We start from the raw sequence: 19,794 nt of genomic DNA on the forward strand, positions 1-19,794 counted from the left end.
CTCCTCGTATCGCGCCGTAGGTCAGCGCGGGGGCGCTGATCCGTTACCGGCCAATATCGGGGGGTTGGGGGCGGGGTGCATGCGGGGTCGGGCCGGATGGGTGGTGGGCGCCCGGAAACGCCGGAGCCCGGCATGGCAGCCGGGCTCCGGGGGACGTGGCGGTGAGGCCGTGTCAGGACTTGCCGGGCGTCTCGTTGGCCGTGGACGACTCCAGGGCCTTGAGGGCCGGGTCCAGGACGACGTCCGCGCCGTGGGCCTCGGTCGTCGGGTCCTCCGGGAAGTGGCAGGCGGTCAGGTGACCGTCGTGGTTGCCGGAGATCTGGACCAGCGGGGGCTCCTCCGTGGCGCACTTGTCCTGCGCCTTCCAGCAGCGGGTGCGGAAGCGGCAGCCGGACGGCGGGTGGATCGGCGAGGGGACGTCACCGGAGAGCCGGATGCGCTCGCGCTGCTCGCCCTCGTCGTCCAGGGGGACCTCGGGGACGGCGGAGAGCAGGGCGTGGGTGTACGGGTGCCGGGGCCGGTTGTAGATGGAGTCACGGTCGCCGACCTCGACCACCTTGCCGAGGTACATGACCGCCACGCGCTGCGAGAAGTGCCGCACGATCGCCAGGTCATGGGCGATGAAGACGAACGCGATGCCCAGCTCCTCCTGCACCTTCTGGAGGAGGTTGACCACCTGCGCCTGGATGGACACGTCCAGGGCCGAGACCGGCTCGTCCGCCACGATCAGCCTCGGGTTCAGGGCGAGCGCGCGGGCGACGCCGATGCGCTGGCGCTGACCGCCGGAGAACTCGTGCGGGAAGCGGTTGTAGTGCTCGGGGTTGAGGCCGACCAGCTCCAGCAGCTCCCGGACGCGCTTCTCCCGGCCGCCCGCGGGGTCGATCCCGTTGACCTCCATCGGCGACTTGATGATGGAGCCGACGGTCTGCCGCGGGTTCAGCGAGGAGTACGGGTCCTGGAAGATCATCTGGATCTCGGACCGCACCGGCGCCAACTGCCTGCGGCTGGCACGCGTGATGTCCTGCCCGGCGTACGTGATCTGTCCCGACGTCGGCTCCAGGAGCCGGGTGATCAGCCGTCCGGTGGTGGACTTGCCGCAGCCGGACTCGCCGACGACGCCGAGGCTCTCGCCCACGCCGACGGACAGGTCGACGCCGTCGACGGCCTGGACGGCGCCGACCTTGCGTTTGATCGGGAAGCCGCCGTAGATCGGGAAGTGCTTCGTCAGGCCCTTGACCTCCAGGAGGGGTTCCGTGGAGGTGCCGGTGGAGCCCTGCTGTGCGGGGAGGGTGAGGTTCTCGCTCATGATCTCGGTCTCTCCCTAGCGCAGCCGGGGCTGGATCTCGTCGATGAAGATGGTCTGCTTCTGCTCGGCCGTGAGGTGGCAGGCGGCGGCACGGCCCTCGCCGAGCGACGGCCGCACGTCCACGCACTGGGTGCCGGACACCTGGTCGCGGAAGGTGCAGCGCGGGTGGAAGGGGCAGCCGGACGGCGGGTTGAGCAGCGAGGGCGGGCTGCCCGGGATCGGCGTCAGCTCCTGCTCGATGTCGCCGTCCAGGCGCGGCATGGAGCTGAGCAGCCCCCAGGTGTAGGGGTGCGTCGGGGTGCGCAGCACCTCCTTGACCGAGCCGCGCTCCACGGCCCGGCCCGCGTACATCACCAGCAGGTCGTCGGCCATGTTGGCGATGACGCCGAGGTCGTGGGTGATGAAGATGATCGCGGAGCCGAACTCCTGCTGGAGGTCCTTGAGCAGGTCCAGGATCTGCGCCTGCACGGTCACGTCGAGCGCGGTGGTCGGCTCGTCGGCGATCAGCAGGTCGGGGTCGCACATCAGCGCCATGGCGATCATCGCGCGCTGGCGCATACCGCCGGAGAACTGGTGCGGGTAGTCGTCGAAGCGCACCTTGGGCTGCGGGATGCCGACCTTCTCCAGCATCTGGATCGCCCGGTCCTTGGCCTCCTTCTTGGAGGCGCCCATGTGCTTCATGTACGGCTCGGAGAGCTGCCGTCCCACCGTGTAGTACGGCGACAGCGCCGTCAGCGGGTCCTGGAAGATCATCGCCATCTTGTTGCCGCGGAGCTTCTCCAGCTCCTTCTCCTTGGCGGTGACGAGTTCCTGGCCGTCCAGGACGATCTCGCCGTCGATGGTGGTGGTCCGGGGGTTGTGCAGGCCCAGGATGGTCAGGTTGGTGACGGACTTGCCGGAACCCGACTCACCGACGATGCCCAGGGTCTTGCCCCGCTCGACATCGAAGGAGAGCCCGTCGACCGCCTTGACGATGCCGTCCTCGGTGGAGAACTGCACCCGCAGGTCACGGACCGAGAGGAAACTCTCGGACCCGGTCGGGGCCGGGGCGTCCTCGGTCTTGGTCAGTGTGGTCACGGTGGTTCGTTCTTCCTAGGAGAGCCGGACGCGCGGATCGATCCAGGCGTACGCGATGTCGACGAGGATGTTCAGGAGCAGGATGAAGAAGGCTCCGACCAGCATGACACCCATCGTCAGCGGCAGGTCCTTCGTGACCGCTCCGTCCACGGCGAGGCGGCCGATTCCCTGGAGGTCGAAGGTGAGTTCCGTGACGACACCGCCGCCGAGCAGGGCGCTGAGGTCGATGCCGAGGATCGTCACGATCGGGATGAGCGAACCGCGCCACGCGTAGCGGAAGAACACGTACTTCTTGCCCATGCCCTTGGCGCGGGCGGTGCGAACGTGCTCCTCCTGGAGCTGCTCGATCATCGAGGAGCGCGCCATACGGGTGTACTGGCCGGTGAAGATCGTCGCCATCACGGCCATGGGGATCCACAGACCGCCGAGCCAGCCGAACGGGTCCTCGGTGAACGGGATGTACTTCGGGTTCTCCACCCAGCCGGTGCTGTACACGAAGATCAGCAGCACGATCGGGCCGAGGAAGTAGATCTGGAACGAGCTGAGCACCATGGACGCTCCGGTCGCGGCCTTGTCCACCATCGTGCCGCGCCGGTATGCGGCGATCATGCCCGCGCCGATGCCGAGGACGAGGAAGACGACCAGGGCGCCGACCGTCAGGGACAGGGTCAGCGGGAAGCGGTCCATGATGATGTCGGTGACGTTGTCGTTGTAGAAGAACGACCGTCCCAGGCACGGGGCGGGGCAGTCACCCTGCGGGAAGTCCCGGCCGGCCACGATGCCGGACATGAACTCCCAGAACTGCGTGACCAGCGGCTGGTCCAGACCGAGGGCGTGCCGGATGTCCTCCAGTCGCGCGGGCGAACAGTCCTTGCCACAGGCCAGGGAGGCGTAGTCGGACGGCGCGGCGACGAAGAGGAAGAAGGTTGCGGCGCCGATCAGGAACAAGGTGACGACGGCACCGACCGAGCGCCGGAGGATGTACTGAAGCATGGCGGGGGGCTGCTCTCTGCGGAGACGGTGGACGGGTTCACGGAACCGCGGGGACGCGCTCCGCCTGGTGCGCGCCCCCGCGAACAGCCGTAGAGAGTTACGACTTCAGGAACAGTCGGGTGACGTCCATGTAGCTGGACTCAGTGCTGTAGCGGGCACCACCGATGTTCGAGCCGTAGAGCTGCAGCTGCTTGGTGTACCACAGCGGCGCGGCCGGGTTGACCTCCTCCAGGATGTACTTGTGGGCCTCTTCCCAGGTCTTGGCGGCCTGCTCGGGCTGCTCGGTCAGGGCCTTCTTGATCAGCTCCTGGACCTTGGGGTCGTTGATGTGCGAGTAGTTCGACGCACCGTCGGCCACCTGGTCACCGTCGTAGATCGGGGTGACGACCGTTCCGGCGGACGGCCAGTCCTGGCCCCAGCCGGTGATGTAGATGTCGTACGGGTTGGCGAGCTTGCCGATCTGCTCGTAGTAGCTGGCGGCGTCGATCTCCTTGGAGACGACGTCGAAGCCGACCTTGCCGAGCGCGTCCTCGATGGCGACCTTGCGCTTCTGGCCCGCCTCCGAGTTGGCGTAGGCGAAGACGAGCTTCTTCTCGGCGGCCGGAACGTCCGCGAGCAGCTCCTTGGCCTTCTCGATGTTGCCCGCGGGCGTCGTCAGACGGCCGTAGGGGTCGTACTTCGCGTCGTAACCCGGCAGGGTCGGGGCGAACAGGTTCGGGGCGACGTCACCGCCGTACGCGCCACCCTCACCGGCGATCAGCGACTTCGAGTTCACCGCGTAGGTGGCGGCGTCACGGACGGCCTTGTTCTTGACGCGGTCCAGGTTGAACGTCAGCTGCATCACGTAGGGCTGGTAGCCCTTGATGGTGCGGCTCTCCACCGGCTGGTTGCCGATGACGTCCTGGATCTGGGTGGCGTCGACGCTGCCGGTGAACTGGATGGCGTTCTTGGCGTCACCCTGGTCGGAGATCAGACGCTTGGTCTGGGACGACTCGGTGATGCCGAACTGGAAGTCGAAGCCGTCCACGTACTGGTGACGCACCGAGTCCGTCTTCGGGTCCCAGTTCTCGTTCTTGACGAGCTTGAGGGTCTTGCCCGCCTTGAACTCGGCGATCTTGTACGGGCCGAGCGAGACCGGGGCGGTGTCGTACTTCTCCTTGGTGTCGGTCTCCTCCGGCACGATGGAGTAGCCCGGCATCGCCAGCGTCATCGGCAGGTCGGGACGCGGGGTGTCGAAGTGGAAGACGATCGTCTTGTCGTCCGGCGTCTCCAGGACCGAGTCCGGCAGGTGCTTCTTGCCGAAGCCGCCGTCCGGCAGGGCCTTGCGGTAGTCCGGACCGCTCAGCCAGGTCTGCAGGTAGGTCGGGCCGTCGAAGATGAACTCGGCGTACAGACGCTCGACGCTGTGCCGGACGTCGGCCGAGGTGATCTCGTTGCCGTTCTCGTCCTTGACGCCGTCCTTGAGCGTGAACGTCCAGGTCTTGTTGTCGTTGGACGCCTTGCCGGAGTCGGTGGCGAGGTCACCCACGACCGCGACACCGCCCTTGCCGTCTTCCTCGAAGTTGGTCAGGCCGCGGAAGACCAGGTTGGCGAACTGGCCGGCGTCCGAGACGTAGATCTGGCCCGGGTCCATGTGGGACAGGGCCGACTCCTGGTAGACCGTGATGGTGCCGCCCGGCTTGGCCCCGGGGACCTCCTCGGCCGGACCGGCGGAGGCCTCGGCGTCCAGGTAAGCGACGCCCTGCTGCTGCTCCTTGGCCTTGTCCTGCTTCTCGCTCTTGTCCTTACCGGTGTTACCGGTGTTCTCCGAGCAGCCGGTCAGCGCCAGCGAGCCGGCCGCGATGGCGACCAGTATGCCGCGCGCTCTGCGCGAGGTGAACGACTTCATAGCGGTGAATGCACCTACCTGTCGGTTGTTATCCATGAGTACTGCCTGACGCGGCTGGTAGGCCGACGCGGGGGCGGCAGCCACCCCCCACCAATGGACGGCTCAGCGCCCGGACTTGGGGTCGAAGGCATCCCGTACCGAGTCTCCGAGGAGGTTGAAGCACAGGATGAAGATCACCAGCGCCACACCCGGGAAGAAGATGAACGCGGGGTCCTGCTGGGTGTAGTCGGCACCGGCGGCGAACAGACGCCCCCAGTCCGGGGTGGGCTCGACGAAGCCGACGCCCGCGAAGGAGAGGAAGGCGATCGTCAGGATGGTGCTGGGCAACTGGTACGTGAACTGCACCAGCACCGGCGTGACGATGTTCGGCAGGACCTCCTTGCGGATGATCCGGCCCGGCGAGGCCCCCGAGACCTTGGCGGCCTCGATGAACTCGCGCTCGCGCAGCGCCAGGACGACGGAGCGCACGAGTCGGGACATGCCCATCCAGCCGAGCACCCACAGCACGATCAGGATCGCCAGCGCCCGGAAGTACGTGGGCGTCTCGTCCCGCGGGTCCACGAAGAACGAGGTCACCACGGGCATGAAGGCGATGAAGAACAGCTGCGAGGGGAAGGACAGGAAGAAGTCCGTGACCCGGCCCAGCCAGTAGTCGGTGCGACCGGCGAAGTAGCCGCCGACGAGACCGATGATCACGCCGGTGACCGTCAGCAGGACCGAGACCCCGAGCGCCATGAACAGCGACGTCCGCATGCCGTACACGAGCATGGCGAACAGGTCACGGCCGTACTGCGGCTCCACACCGAACCAGTGGTCCGCGGACATGCCGCCGAAGTAGCCGAGCGGGAGCCCGAAGTCGTCGAGGATGGGCTTGTCCGCGTACGTCGGGTCCTGGCCGTACAGCGTGTACGGGTCGGTGCCGCTGATCGCGGTGAGCAGCGGTGCACACAGCGCGATGACGAAATAGAAAATCACTACGCCGGCGCAGAACATCCCTGTACGGTCACGCCTGAAGCGCTGCCACATCAACTGCCCGGGAGAGCGACCCTCAAGCTTCTTGGGACCTTCGGCGACCTCGGAGGTCGCGTCCAGCTCTGGGTCCAAGGCGACCGCGGACCCGGAGCCCTCGGCCTTCGTCGGACTGGTCATGTGTGTTCTTCCCCCGGGGGGTTGGAGAGTTGAGCGCAGCACAGATACCGGCAGGTTCTGTGGTTTGGGGGAACTTTCGCCAAACGCATCAACGCGCGTCAAGGGCAGAAGACATAGGGATCTCCCTACCGAGCTTTTTTTGAGCAAAAATTGCAAAGATTGACACCTGCGCGCGCTTGACAGGTGAGACGGAAAATCTGCATTGCGGCTCAAAGCGGACAATTTACTGGTTTACATGTCCGAAACTTGAGCGCAGCCATACCGATATCCGAACAGCGCGGAACAACCACCATGAGTCGCCCTCCGCGGCCCTCTCCCGGACACGACGACGACCCGATTCCCCGTCGGGGGAACCGGGTCCGTGTCATGCGCCCCTCGCGGGGTCCGTCAGGTGTGCTTGGCGCGGCTCGCGGCGCGGGCGCGCTCGCGGGCGTCCAGGTTCACCTTGCGGATGCGAACGGCCTCCGGGGTCACCTCGACGCACTCGTCGTCGCGGCAGAACTCCAGCGACTGCTCCAGCGACAGCTTGCGCGGCGGGACGATCGACTCGGTCACATCGGCCGTGGAGGACCGCATGTTCGTGAGCTTCTTCTCCTTGGTGATGTTGACGTCCATGTCGTCGGAGCGGGAGTTCTCACCGACGATCATGCCCTCGTACACCTCGGTGCCGGGGTCCACGAAGAGTACGCCACGCTCCTGGAGGTTCGTCATGGCGAACGCCGTGACGGCGCCGGAGCGGTCGGCGACGAGCGAGCCGTTGTTGCGGGTCTGGAGCGGCCCGAACCACGGCTCGAAGCCCTCGTGGATGGAGTGGCCGATGCCGGTACCGCGGGTCTGCGTCAGGAATTCCGTCCGAAAACCGATCAGGCCGCGCGAGGGCACCACGAACTCCATGCGAACCCATCCCGAACCGTGATTGGACATGTTGTCCATCCGGCCCTTGCGGACGCCCATGAGCTGGGTGACGGCGCCCATGTGCTCCTCGGGCACGTCGATGGTCATCCGCTCGACCGGCTCGTACACCTTGCCGTCGACGTCCTTGGTGACGACCTTCGGCTTGCCGACCGTCAGCTCGTACCCCTCCCGGCGCATGGTCTCGACGAGGATGGCCAGCGCCAGCTCACCGCGGCCCTGCACCTCCCAGGCGTCCGGCCGCTCGGTGTCCAGCACCCGGAGGCTGACGTTGCCGATCAGCTCCCGGTCCAGCCGGTCCTTGACCTGGCGCGCGGTGACCTTGCGGTCCTTGACGGCGGCCTTGTTGTCGGCGCCCTTGCCGGTGCCGCCCCTGCCGACCAGCGGCGAGGTGTTCGTACCGATCACCATGGAGATCGCGGGCTCGTCGACCGTGATCAGCGGCAGGGCGACGGGGTTCTCCGGGTCGGCGAGCGTCTCACCGATCATGATCTCCGGGATACCGGCGACGGCGCAGATGTCACCGGGGCCCGCCTTCTCCGCGGGCTTGCGGGTCAGCGCCTCGGTCATCATCAGCTCGGTGATCCGCACGTTGCTGACCGAACCGTCGCGCTTCATCCACGCGACCGTCTGGCCCTTCTTCAGCTCGCCCTGCTGGACGCGCAGCAGCGCGATACGGCCGAGGAAGTTGTCGGCGTCCAGGTTGGTGACGTGCGCCTGGAGCGGGGCCTCCGCGTCGTACGTCGGCGCCGGGATGTGCTCCAGGATGGTGGAGAAGAACGGCTCCAGGCTGTCGCTGTCGGCCGGGACGGTGCCGTCCTGCGGCTTGGTCAGCGACGCGATGCCGTCGCGGCCGCAGGCGTAGACGATCGGGAACTCGATCTGGTCCTCGTCGGCGTCCAGGTCGAGGAACAGGTCGTACGCCTCGTTCACGACCTCGTCGATACGGGCGTCCGGCCGGTCCGTCTTGTTGATGCACAGGATCACGGGCAGCCGCGCCTGGAGCGCCTTGCGCAGCACGAACCGGGTCTGCGGCAGCGGGCCCTCGGAGGCGTCGACGAGCAGGACGACACCGTCGACCATCGACAGGCCGCGCTCGACCTCGCCACCGAAGTCGGCGTGGCCGGGGGTGTCGATGATGTTGATGGTGATCGGGTCGCCGCCCGCCTTCGGGTGGTACTTGACCGCCGTGTTCTTGGCCAGGATCGTGATGCCCTTCTCACGCTCCAGGTCGTTCGAGTCCATCATGCGGTCGTCGACCTGATCGAGCTGGTGGGCGGCGAAGGCACCGGCCTGCTTGAGCATGGCGTCGACGATGGTGGTCTTGCCGTGGTCGACGTGGGCGACGATGGCGACATTGCGGATGTCGTGACGCGTTGCAGTCACAGCCATATTGCGGCGTACTCCCGGGATGGTGAGGACGGCTGCGCGTAGGTCTGCGTTACGCGCGCCCTGCCGGGCTTGACACGCCTCGGCCTTATCCCATGGTACGGGGCGTATGGGGTAGGGGCTTGCCGGGACCCTGACAGCTCCGGGGGCCGCCTGCCCCCAGGAGCCCGCGACCAGGCACGACGAACCCGCGGCTAGGCCCTGGACGGCCCGGCCGACGGCTTGCCGGACTTCTTCAGGAAGCCCATGTCCTCGTACACCGGCGTCCGGAAGCCGAAGGCGCCCACGTTGGCCAGGTCGCCCTTCGTCGAGACGAGTTCCGGGCGTTGGTAGAGCGGGATGGAACCCGCCGCCGCCCAGATGCGGGCGTCCGCCTTGCGGATCAGGGCGTGGGACGCGCTCTCGTCCAGCGTGCTGACCGCCTGGTCGAAAAGCTGGTCGACCTGGTCGGTGCCGACCCGGGTGTAGTTCTGCTCGACGTTCAGCGAGCCGTCCGCCGCGGGCACCGGCTTGGCGTAGATCGGGCGGGCGTCGGTCGCGGGGAAGGCGGAGGCGGGCCACGAGTACAGCGCGAGGTCGTACTCACCGGACGCGATGTGGTCCTTGAAGTAGCTCTCCTCCTCGACCTTGGACAGCTCCGTGCGGATGCCCACCCGGTCCAGCATCCGCCGGATCCGCTCGGCCACGGTCCGCAGCGTCTCCGACCCCGGCCCCGTCGGCAGCACGAACCGCAACGACAGCGCCTTGCCGTCCTTGGCCAGCGGCCCCGCCGGGGCCCCCGCGGGCGCGGGCGTGCCCTTGGGCGCGTACGCTCCCGGCGCGCCGCCCTGCTTCAGGTTCTGCTTGCCGTCCTGCGCGAGCTCCTCATCGCCGCTCTGCCCCTTGTCGTCCTCCCCGACGATGTACGTACCGTCGTCGTTCCCCTCCCCGTCCCCTTCCCCGGCGGACTCCCCCTTCTTCTTCCCCTCGCCCTTGGGGCCCGCCGCCTTCTCGCCCTTCTCCTTCTCCTCCACCTTCCCCGGCACCCAGCCCGCGTCCGCCAGCAGCGCCCGTGCCTCCTTGGTGTCCTGACCGCCCAGCGCCCCGCTGCCGTCCGCGTACGCCGCCTGCCCGGACAGGGCGACATGGCTGCCGAGCGGCTTCACCGGCAGCCCCAGCGGCTTGTGTACGACCCGTGCCAGCTCCTTGCGGTCCAGCGCCCGCGCCACCGCCCGCCGTACCCGCTCGTCGGCCAGCGGCCCGCCCGCGCCGTTCAGCGCGAGCTGGGTGTACGCGGGCTCCAGGGACCTGCGCACCTCCACCCCGCGCCGCTGCGCCCGCCCGGCCGCCCCCGCGTCGATCTCCGCGACGTCGATCTCGCCCTTGGCCAGCGCGGTGGCCCGCTTCTCCAGGGGCACCTCGCGCAGCACGATCCCGGAGAGCTTCGCGGGCCGCCCCCACCAGCGTGGGTTGCGGGCCAGGACCACCTCGTCGTCCTCGCGGTCGACCTTCTGCACCAGGAACGGCCCGGCCGTCAGCTTCAGCTTGCGCCGCGCGCCCTCGTTGAAGGCGTCCGGCGCCCCCATGACCTCCTTGGGGTACAGCGGCGAGAACAGCGACTTCCAGTCGGCGTACGTCCGCCGGAAGGTCACCCTGACCTCCAGGTCGCTGTCCCCGCGCTCGATCCGCTCGATCCGCTCGTACCCGGCGTTGCGGGCCGTCCAGTACGCGCTGTCCCTGCCGGACAGGGCCCGCCACTGCGCGGCGAAGTCCGCGGCGCCGATCTCCCGGCCGTCGCTCCAGACGGCCTGCTGGTTGAGCTTGTACAGGACGACCTGCCGGGGCTCGGTCTCGACGACCTTGGCCGACTCCAGATAGTCGGTGTTGATCTCCGGGCGCCCCTGGGCGCTCATCCGGTACATCGACGGCAGCACGGCCTGCGCCACGCGCGTCGTGGTCGCGTCGGCGTCCGCCTGGAAGGTGTTCAGCGTCTCCGGCACCGCGTCCACGGCCCACCGCAGCGTGCCGCCGTCGGCGACCCGGTCCCGGGCGGCGGGCGCGATGTCCGGACCGGCCAGCGGCTTTCCGGCGGGGTCGGGGGAGCCGCACCCGGCGAGGGCGGGTACCGCGAGCGCGCCCGCGGTGAGGAAGACGGCCGAGCGCTTGACCGCGCGCAGTCCGACGCCGTGCTGGGACATCTCTGCTTACCTCCGGAGGCCGCGGGCGTTACGATCCCTTTGGCGGTATATGGCGGTATATGGAGCTGATCACATCTACTGCCCAGTGCGGCCACTGAAGAGGAAAGGGTTCTGCAACCACCGGCGACACGGCGACAACCACCGCGAAGCCCACCCGTGCGGCGCAACAGCACCGGACACCGCACCCCACGCGCCCGCGGGCCCGCCCGACACAGCCCCGCCTGCCCGGCGACACCAGGCGCGCTCCGGCGCACTGCGGCGCACGCACCCGTCAGCGCACGCACCGGACGACGGGTACTTGTCGGACCGGCCCTGGGCCAATCGGTGCACGTCCCTTCCCACCGACCGGTGTGACGCGCAACACTCGCAGGCGCATGAACGTCACCTGAACGTTGCCGCACGCGGCCGCCCGGCCGACGGAAGTGAGGTCACGTCATGTCCGTGCACGACGAACTGACATCGGTCCAGCGCTGTCTCGACGACCTGACCAGGTCGGTGCGGCGGCTGGAACAGCAACTGGGCAGCGGCGGAGTGGACATCCGCCGGGTCCGCGCCGACTGCGACCACCTGCGCGAGAGCGTGGCGCTGCTGCGCGAGGCGGCGGCCACTCCGCCCGCCTCCCGGCGCCCGGAACTGGTCACCATCTCCGACACGCCCTACGACAGCGCCCTGTGGACGGACTCGGACGACGAGGGCCTGGGCGCCCGGAACCGCCACGCGCCGTGACGCCGTAGAAGCAGCGCGCGGGGTGTGACAGCCGCGCCCCGCGCCCCCGACCCGACCGGAGTCAAGACTTGGCCACTGGTACGGAACCCCCGACAACAGAACCCCATCCCCCCGGCGGCGGTGTCCGGTCCGCGACCCGCGCCGCCATCACCGCCCCCCATCTGCGGACCGACCGCTGGTGGCTGGCGCCCGCCGCCACCGCCGCCGCGCTGACCGCCTTCATCGTGTACTCGACCTGGCGGGCGTTCGTGAACGCCGACTACTACGCGGCGCCGTACGTCTCGCCCTTCTACTCCCCCTGCCTGGCGGAGAACTGCGAGCCGATGAAGGCGGGGCCCAACTGGGAGATCTTCGGCAGCTGGTGGGGCCTGTCCCCGGCGATCCTGATCCTGATCTTCCCGCTCGGCTTCCGTCTGACCTGCTACTACTACCGCAAGGCGTACTACCGCGGCTTCTGGGCCTCCCCACCGGCCTGCGCGGTCGCCGAGCCGCACAGGAAGTACAGCGGTGAGACCCGCTTCCCGCTGATCCTCCAGAACACCCACCGCTACTTCTTCTACGCGGCGGTCCTGGTCGCGGGCATCCTCACCTACGACACGGTGCTCGCCTTCCGCGACGAGAACTACGAGTGGGGACACATGGGTCTGGGCACCCTGGTCTTCCTCGTCAACATCGTCCTGATCTGGATCTACACCCTGTCCTGCCACTCCTGCCGCCATATCGTCGGCGGCCAGCTGAAGCACTTCTCCAAGCATCCGGTGCGCTACCGCATGTGGCGGTGGGTGGGGCGGCTCAACGCCCACCACATGGCGCTGGCCTGGGCGTCCCTGGTGAGCGTGGCGCTCGCCGACTTCTACGTGTACCTGGTCGCGTCCGGCGCCTTCGACGATCCGCGGTTCTTCTAATGAGTGGGGCCTTCTGATGACGGTGGTGGAGCGACAGCAGTGGGACGTCGTGGTCGTCGGCGCGGGCGGCGCCGGACTGCGCGCCGCCATCGAGGCGCGCGAGCGGGGCGCCCGTACGGCCGTGATCTGCAAGTCGCTGTTCGGCAAGGCGCACACGGTGATGGCGGAGGGCGGCATCGCCGCGGCCATGGCCAACGCCAACGAGCACGACAACTGGCAGGTCCACTTCCGGGACACCCTGCGCGGCGGCAAGTTCCTCAACCAGTGGCGGATGGCCGAGCTGCACGCGCGGGAGGCCCCCGACCGGGTGTGGGAGCTGGAGACCTGGGGCGCGCTGTTCGACCGTACGAAGGACGGCCGGATCTCGCAGCGCAACTTCGGCGGCCACGAGTACCCGCGCCTCGCCCATGTCGGCGACCGCACCGGCCTGGAGCTGATCCGCACCCTGCAGCAGAAGATCGTCGCCCTCCAGCAGGAGGACCACAAGGAGACCGGCGACTACGAGTCCCGGCTGAAGGTCTTCCAGGAGTGCACGGTCACCCGGGTCCTGAAGGACGGCGAGCGCGTCTCCGGGGTCTTCGCCTACGAGCGGGAGAGCGGCCGTTTCTTCGTCCTGGAAGCGCCCTCCGTGGTGATCGCCACCGGTGGCATCGGCAAGTCCTTCAAGGTCACCTCGAACTCGTGGGAGTACACCGGCGACGGCCACGCGCTGGCCCTGCTCGCGGGCGCGCCCCTGCTGAACATGGAGTTCGTGCAGTTCCATCCGACGGGCATGGTCTGGCCGCCGTCGGTGAAGGGCATCCTGGTCACCGAGTCCGTACGCGGCGACGGCGGCGTGCTGCGCAACAGCGACGGCAAGCGGTTCATGTTCGACTACGTCCCGGACGTCTTCAAGGAGAAGTACGCCGAGACGGAGGACGAGGCCGACCGCTGGTACGACGACCCCGACCGCAACCGCCGCCCGCCCGAGCTGCTGCCCCGCGACGAGGTGGCGCGGGCCATCAACGCGGAGGTCAAGGAGGGGCGCGGGTCGCCGCACGGCGGGGTGTTCCTGGACGTGTCGACGCGGATGCCCGCCGATGTGATCAAGCGGCGGCTGCCGTCGATGTACCACCAGTTCAAGGAGCTGGCGGACGTCGACATCACCGCGGAGGCGATGGAGGTCGGGCCCACCTGTCACTACGTGATGGGCGGTATCGCCGTCGACTCCGACACGGCCGCCGCGCGCGGGGTGCCGGGGCTGTTCGCGGCCGGGGAGGTCGCGGGCGGGATGCACGGCTCCAACCGGCTCGGCGGGAACTCCCTGTCCGACCTGCTGGTCTTCGGGCGGCGGGCGGGCTGGCACGCCGCCGAGTACGCCCAGGCGCTCACCGGGGACCGCCCGGCCGTGGCCGACGACCAGGTGGACACGGCGGCCGAGGAGGCGCTGCGGCCCTTCTCGGTGAGCGGCGAGAACCCGTACACGCTCCACCAGGAACTCCAGCGCACCATGAACGACCTGGTCGGCATCATCCGCCGCGAGGGCGAGATGGAGCAGGCGCTGCGGGCGCTGGCGGAGCTGCGCGAGCGGGCGGCACGGGCCGGGGTGGAGGGCCACCGCCAGTTCAACCCGGGCTGGCACCTGGCGCTCGACCTGCGGAACATGCTGCTGGTCAGCGAGTGCGTGGCGCGGGCCGCGCTGGAGCGCACCGAGTCCCGCGGCGGCCACACCCGGGAGGACTTCCCCGGTATGGACCGGGCCTGGCGGCGCCTGAACCTGCTGTGCACGCTCGCCGACGCGGCCGGTGACGCCATCGCCCTGAGCCAGGAGACCACCGAACCCATCCGCCCCGACCTGCTCGCCCTGTTCGACAAGGAGGAGCTGGTCAAGTACCTCGCCGAAGAGGAGCTGTACGAATGAGCAGCTACGACGCCCACTTCAAGGTGTGGCGGGGGGACGCCGAGGGTGGCGGCCTGGAGGACTACAAGATCGAGGTGAACGACGGCGAGGTCGTCCTCGACATCATCCACCGCCTCCAGGCCACCGAGACGCCCGATCTGGCGGTGCGCTGGAACTGCAAGGCGGGCAAGTGCGGCTCGTGCTCGGCGGAGATCAACGGGCGGCCCCGGCTGCTGTGCATGACCCGCATGTCGGTCTTCTCCCGCGACGAGACGATCACCGTCACCCCGCTGCGCGCCTTCCCCGTGATCCGTGACCTGGTGACGGACGTCGGCTTCAACTACGCCAAGGCGCGTGAGGTCCCGTCCTTCGTGCCGCCCGCCGGTCTGGGTCCCGGCGAGTACCGCATGATGCAGGAGGACGTGGACCGGCCGCAGGAGTTCCGCAAGTGCATCGAGTGCTTCCTGTGCCAGGACACCTGCCATGTGGTCCGTGACCACGAGGAGAACAAAGGGGCCTTCGCGGGCCCCCGCTTCCTGATGCGGGTCGCCGAACTCGACATGCACCCACTGGACGCCGCCGCCGAGTCCGGCCTGGACCGCAGGACCACCGCCCAGGACGAACACGGCCTCGGCTACTGCAACATCACCAAGTGCTGCACGGAGGTCTGCCCCGAAGGCATCAAGATCACCGACAACGCCCTGATCCCCCTGAAGGAACGGGCCGTGGACCGCAAGTACGACCCCCTGGTGTGGCTGGGCTCGAAGATCCGCCGCCGCACGGGCTGACGAGAACGGCAGACGGCCACCGGGCGGCGGCCCGCCCCGGCCGTCGCACCGGTCGCGGCCCCGCGTTCCTGGTCATACGCTCCCACATGTGACGTCATCCTTGATCCGGGGCCGCAGGCGGCGGGGGAAGGGCCAGATAGCCGCTCGCCTCGCCCAGGGGGTGCTCGGGGGCGGGATCGCGGTGCTGTGGCTGTGCCTGGTGCTGCCGAGGATGACGCCCGGCGCGGACGGCGCCGCGGGGGCCGCCGCGCAGGAGGAGGGCGGGACGTACACCGCCGATCTCGTGCTGCCGCTGGTCGCCGCGGTGGTGGTGATCGCGCTGGCCGCCTACGGGTACGTGCGCCGCAACCGGCGCGCGGCGACCCGTACGGCGCCCGGGGGGACGGGGGCCGTCGCGGCGGTCGGGGCGCCGCTCACCGACCTCGACGCGCGGGCGTGCGCCGCGCTGGTCGAGGCGGACGACTGGGTGCGCGCGAGCCGCGCGGAACTCGGCTTCGCGGCGGCCGGTGCCGACCCCGCGGACCTCGAACCGTTCGAGCGGGCGGTGCGCGCGGCCGGTACGGAGCTGCGGGCGGCGTTCGCGATCCGGCAGCGCTACGACGGTGGCGTGCCGGAGGACCAGGCCGCGCGGCGGCAGGCGCTCGCCGGGATCGTCGGCCGGTGCACGGAGGCGGGGCGGCGGCTGGACGCGGAGGCGGCGGGGCTGGCGCGGCTGCGCGGGCTGGACCGGGCCCCGGACGCGGCCCTCGCGGTCGCGGAGGGGCGCTTCCGGGAGCTGGCCGGGCGGACCACGGGGCTGGAGGAGATCCTCGGCGGACTGCGGGAGCGGTACGCGCACGCCGCGTCGGCGTCCGTCACCGGGTACCCCGAACTCGCCAAGGACCGGCTGGTGTTCGCCACCATGCGGCTCAACGAGGCCCGGCAGTGCGCCGACCGCGGGGAACCGGACCAGGCCGCCGGACACCTGCGCGCCGCCGAGGGCGCGATCGCCGAGGCCGATGTGCTCGTCACCGGGGTCGAGCGGCTCGCCGATGCGCTGGCGGAGGCCCAGCGGCTGGTTCCGGCCACGCTGACCGGCGCGGAGGCGGAGGTCGCGGGCGCGCGGGAGCGGGTGGCCCAGGGGGTCACGGGGGTGCCCGTGGGTGAGCTGCGGGCACGGATCCGGCAGGCGGACACGGTCCTGGGCACCGTACGCGAGGAGCTGACGGGTGGGCGGGCGGGCGATCCGCTCGATCTGCTGCGGCGGATCGCGCGGGTGGTGCTGCCGGTGGCGGACGGGCGGGCCGGGGTGGTTCCGGCCGCCGCGCTGCTGGTGGCGCGGTACTCCGCCGCCGTCGCGGACGGCTTCGTGGCCACGCACCGGGGCGCGGTCCGCGCCGAGGCCCGGACCCGGCTCGCGGAGGCGCGGCGGCTGCTCGCGCCCGGCCCGGAGACGGACCTGCTCGCGGCCGACGAACTGGCCCGGCAGGCACGGCACCTGGCCGAGCAGGACGTACGCGTGCACGGGACGCCGTACGCGGCGGCGGCCGGGCCCGGCACGGGCTTCGGCGGGCCTCGCACGGCCGCTCCCTGAGGCCTCAGAACAGGCTCAGCAGCGCCTCCGCCGGGTCCGCGAGGCTGTGCTCCCCGTCCGGCAGCGGGAGTTCGAACCACACCGTCTTGCCGCGCGGGGTGCGCCGGGAGCCCCAGGCGGCGGAGAGCAGCCCGACGAGTTGCAGGCCCCGGCCGCCCTCGTCGGTGTCGCGGGCGCGGCGGCGGCGCGGCTGGACGAGACCGGCGTCCCAGACCTCGCACACCAGGGTGCGGTCGAGGAGCAGCCGGAGTCTGATCTCGCCCTCGCCGTACCGCAGGGCGTTGGTGACCAGCTCGCTGACCAGCAACTCGGTGGTGTCGACCAGGGGTTCGAGGTCCCAGCTGAGCAACTGGCCGCGGGCGTACTCACGGGCCCGGCCCACGCTGCGCGGCTCGCGCGGCAGGGTCCAGTCGCCGACGGACTCGGCGGGCAGGCCCTGCACCCGGGCCATCAGCAGGGCGATGTCGTCCTCGCCGTGGTGGGTGTCGAGGGTGTTGAGGACGTGGTCGCAGACGTCCTCCAGGGGGCGCGCGGGGTCGGTGAGCGCGCCGACGAACGCCTGCAGGCCCTCGTCGAGTGGGTGGTCGCGGCTCTCGACCAGGCCGTCCGTGTAGAGGGCGAGCAGGGCGCCCTCGGGCAGTTCGACCTCCACCTCCTCGAAGGGCTCCCCGCCGACGCCGAGCGGCATGCCCGGGGGTACGTCGAGCATGAGGGCCGCCTCGCCGGGTTCGACCAGGACGGGCGGCAGGTGGCCCGCGTTGGCGAAGGTGCAGCGCCGGGTGACGGAGTCGTAGACGGCGTACACGCAGGTCGCGAGGTAGACCTCGGACAGGTCGGCCTCGCGGGGGCGGCGGGCGGCGCGGGTGGCCTGCTGGATGCCTCCCCCGGGGCCGAAGGCCTGGGCGGGACCCCCGGGGGCGCCGAGGCCGCGGGCGATCTCGTCCAACTGGGAGAGCACCTCGGCCGGTTCGAGGTCGAGCTGCGCCAGGGTGCGTACGGCGGTGCGCAGTTCGCCCATCGCGACGGCGGCGCGCAGCCCGCGCCCCATCACGTCGCCGACGACCAGCGCGGTGCGGTGGCCGGGCAGTTCGATGACGTCGAACCAGTCGCCGCCGACCTCGCTGGGCCGTCCGCTGGCGACACTGCCGGGCAGATAGCGGCAGGCGATGTCCAGGCCGGCGGCGACGGGGTCGCCGGGCGGCAGCAGGGACCGTTGCAGCATCAGGGCGCGTTCGTGCTCGCGCCGGTACAGGCGGGCGTTGTCGATGCACACGGCCGCCCGCGCCGCCAGCTCCACCGCGAGGTCCCGGTCCCGGTCACCGAACGGCTCGCTGCCCTTCGTACGGGCGAACTGGGCGAGTCCTACGACGGTGTCGTGGGCGACCATCGGCACGGCGAGCGTGGACTGGACGAGGCCGCCCTCCTCGGCGGGGACCCTGCGCGGGCGGGCGGTGCGCAGGGCGTCCGCGCAGGGGGAGTTGAAGGGGTAGTGGTGGACGGCGCCCACGGCGACGGGCTTGCCGGTGCCGGTGAAGGGGGCGTCGGAGACGGCGCTGGCGAAGGCGACGCGGCGGAGTTCCGCGCTGCCGTCGGGGAGGCCGGGCGGGGTCTCGTCGCCGACCAGCAGGCCCTGGTAGAGGTCGACGGTGGCCAGGTCGCAGAAGCCGGGGACGACCACGTCGAGGAGTTCGCGGGCGGTGGTCTCCAGGTCGAGGGAGTTGCCGATGCGGGCCCCGGCCTCGTTGAGGAGGGCGAGGTTGCGGCGGGCGGCGGCGGCCTCGCGGGCGGCGGCGCGGCGGGCGGTGATGTCGATGCCGAGCCAGGCGATGCCGATGGGGCGTCCGCTGCCGCTGTGCACGCGGTAGAGGTTGACCGACCAGTGGCGGCGGTCGTCGGAGCCGGGCACGAACCCGGTGATGTGCATGTCGGTGATGGAGTCGCCGGTCTCCAGGACCCGGCGCAGGGTGGCCGAAACCCGCTCGGCCTCACCGCGCGGCAGATAGTCGTGGACGCCCTTGCCGCGGTGGTCGTCGGGGGTGCCGCCGAAGATGGACGCGAACCGCTCGTTGGCGCGGCGCACCCGCAACTCGGCGTCGATCAGCAGGAACCCGAACGGAGATTGGCCGAAAATAGCCTGCGAGGCGGCGAGATCGGTCTCGATGCTCCGCAGCACCCGCACATCGACGACGATGCAGACGGCGGCCTTCTCGCCGCCCTCGGCCCGCGTCGGCATCACATAGACCTCGGCGAGCCCTTCCACCCCGCGCCCACCGTCCACTGGGTCGGGCAGCCGCACCGGCACCACGCCGGTCCACTCCCGCCCGTCCAGGATCTCGGCCATCTTCCGCTGCCCCTCGGCGCGGCGGTCGGGGTCGACGAAGGCCTCGATGGGGTCCATGCCGACGGCCCGGTCAGCGGGGATGCCGAACAACTGCTCGGCCCGCACGCTCCACTGGTCGACCAGCCCGTCCGCGCCGATGGAGAAGGACGCGACCTTGATGTAGTCGTAGATGGAGCCGGGGGGGCTGCTCTGCCAGAGGGCGTCGCCGGGGGGTGTGCCCTCGGCGGCCAGGGCGGTGGCGGTCAGGGCGCGGGCGGTGGCGGGGGGGTTGGGGGGCGGGGTGCCGGGAACGCCGGAGCCCCGGGCGTCGGGGGCGGATGTGCCCTCGTCAGCGGAAGTACCGTCACCCGCGTCCGCATCACCGGCACCCGTACCGGCGGCACCGGCACCCGTACCGGCGGCATCGGCGGCGACCGGTGCGGCGGAAGGATCCGCGGCCCGGTCGTCGCCCCTCGCGCCGTCCGACGGGTCCTCGGACTCCGTGGCCTTCGCTGGTATCTCGCTCACGCGAACCGTCCCCTCCAGCTCACCGCGTCCGGCACCGGTCACCGGAGGCGGCTGCCCGCAGTATCCAGCACTACGGCGCCGCACGACACGGTGTTCACGATCACAGCACGGTCCTGGTGGTTTTCGGACCGGGCGGTGACAACACTCCCAGTCTTCTAACCAGCGGACACGCCCTCGAATCACG

At 70.3% G+C, this 19,794-nt stretch carries 13 protein-coding genes; 5 read left to right on the forward strand and 8 right to left on the reverse strand.

Annotation, left to right across the window (positions count from 1 at the left end; genetic code table 11):
• Positions 1–172: 172 nt before the first annotated feature.
• From ACFVQG_RS20115 to ACFVQG_RS20145, 7 genes are all read right to left on the reverse strand, one after another.
• Positions 173–1,306 carry an ABC transporter ATP-binding protein gene (locus tag ACFVQG_RS20115; protein ID WP_383384695.1) on the reverse strand — a complete coding sequence of 378 codons (1,134 nt, stop codon included), beginning with the start codon at positions 1,304–1,306 and terminating at the stop codon, positions 173–175.
• 15 nt (positions 1,307–1,321) lie between these two features.
• Entirely contained in the window at positions 1,322–2,383 is a 1,062-nt protein-coding gene (locus tag ACFVQG_RS20120; protein WP_383384697.1) for an ABC transporter ATP-binding protein, read from the reverse strand.
• Positions 2,384–2,398: 15 nt separating this feature from the next.
• Positions 2,399–3,376: an ABC transporter permease gene (locus ACFVQG_RS20125; protein ID WP_383384700.1), complete on the reverse strand. Its 978-nt coding sequence runs from the start codon at positions 3,374–3,376 to the stop codon at positions 2,399–2,401.
• Between the two features lie 97 nt (positions 3,377–3,473).
• Positions 3,474–5,264 (reverse strand): ABC transporter substrate-binding protein, encoded by a 1,791-nt coding sequence (locus ACFVQG_RS20130; RefSeq protein WP_383384707.1) that lies wholly within the window; start codon positions 5,262–5,264, stop codon positions 3,474–3,476.
• A gap of 102 nt (positions 5,265–5,366) precedes the next feature.
• The gene (locus ACFVQG_RS20135; RefSeq protein WP_383384710.1) at positions 5,367–6,413 is read right to left on the reverse strand and encodes an ABC transporter permease; all 1,047 of its coding nucleotides are present in this window, start codon (positions 6,411–6,413) and stop codon (positions 5,367–5,369) included.
• Positions 6,414–6,800: 387 nt separating this feature from the next.
• Complete coding sequence (gene typA, locus ACFVQG_RS20140; RefSeq protein WP_383384712.1) at positions 6,801–8,717, reverse strand: translational GTPase TypA; 1,917 nt, start codon at positions 8,715–8,717, stop codon at positions 6,801–6,803.
• 191 nt (positions 8,718–8,908) lie between these two features.
• Positions 8,909–10,891 carry an ABC transporter family substrate-binding protein gene (locus ACFVQG_RS20145; protein WP_383384715.1) on the reverse strand — a complete coding sequence of 661 codons (1,983 nt, stop codon included), beginning with the start codon at positions 10,889–10,891 and terminating at the stop codon, positions 8,909–8,911.
• A 435-nt stretch (positions 10,892–11,326) separates the two neighbouring features.
• Here ACFVQG_RS20145 and ACFVQG_RS20150 point away from each other — a divergent pair, with 435 nt between their 5' ends.
• The 5 genes from ACFVQG_RS20150 to ACFVQG_RS20170 all read left to right on the forward strand — a co-directional run bounded on the left by ACFVQG_RS20150 (position 11,327) and on the right by ACFVQG_RS20170 (position 16,762).
• Entirely contained in the window at positions 11,327–11,617 is a 291-nt protein-coding gene (locus ACFVQG_RS20150) for a hypothetical protein (RefSeq protein ID WP_383384717.1), read from the forward strand.
• Positions 11,618–11,685: 68 nt separating this feature from the next.
• Complete coding sequence (locus ACFVQG_RS20155; protein WP_383384720.1) at positions 11,686–12,522, forward strand: hypothetical protein; 837 nt, start codon at positions 11,686–11,688, stop codon at positions 12,520–12,522.
• A gap of 16 nt (positions 12,523–12,538) precedes the next feature.
• The gene (locus ACFVQG_RS20160) at positions 12,539–14,422 is read left to right on the forward strand and encodes a fumarate reductase/succinate dehydrogenase flavoprotein subunit (protein ID WP_383384722.1); all 1,884 of its coding nucleotides are present in this window, start codon (positions 12,539–12,541) and stop codon (positions 14,420–14,422) included.
• Positions 14,419–15,189: a succinate dehydrogenase/fumarate reductase iron-sulfur subunit gene (locus tag ACFVQG_RS20165; protein ID WP_383384725.1), complete on the forward strand. Its 771-nt coding sequence runs from the start codon at positions 14,419–14,421 to the stop codon at positions 15,187–15,189. The genes ACFVQG_RS20160 and ACFVQG_RS20165 overlap by 4 nt, the downstream gene beginning before the upstream one ends.
• Positions 15,190–15,277: 88 nt before the next feature.
• Positions 15,278–16,762, forward strand: a complete 1,485-nt coding sequence (locus tag ACFVQG_RS20170; protein WP_383384728.1) for a hypothetical protein — start codon at positions 15,278–15,280, stop codon at positions 16,760–16,762.
• 4 nt (positions 16,763–16,766) lie between these two features.
• Here the strand turns inward: ACFVQG_RS20170 and ACFVQG_RS20175 are convergent, their stop codons facing one another.
• On the reverse strand, positions 16,767–19,610 hold the full coding sequence (locus ACFVQG_RS20175; RefSeq protein WP_383384731.1) for a SpoIIE family protein phosphatase: 2,844 nt from the start codon (positions 19,608–19,610) through the stop codon (positions 16,767–16,769).
• Positions 19,611–19,794 lie beyond the last annotated feature (184 nt).

The organism is Streptomyces sp. NPDC057877 (assembly GCF_042796855.1).
Taxonomy (GTDB): domain Bacteria; phylum Actinomycetota; class Actinomycetes; order Streptomycetales; family Streptomycetaceae; genus Streptomyces.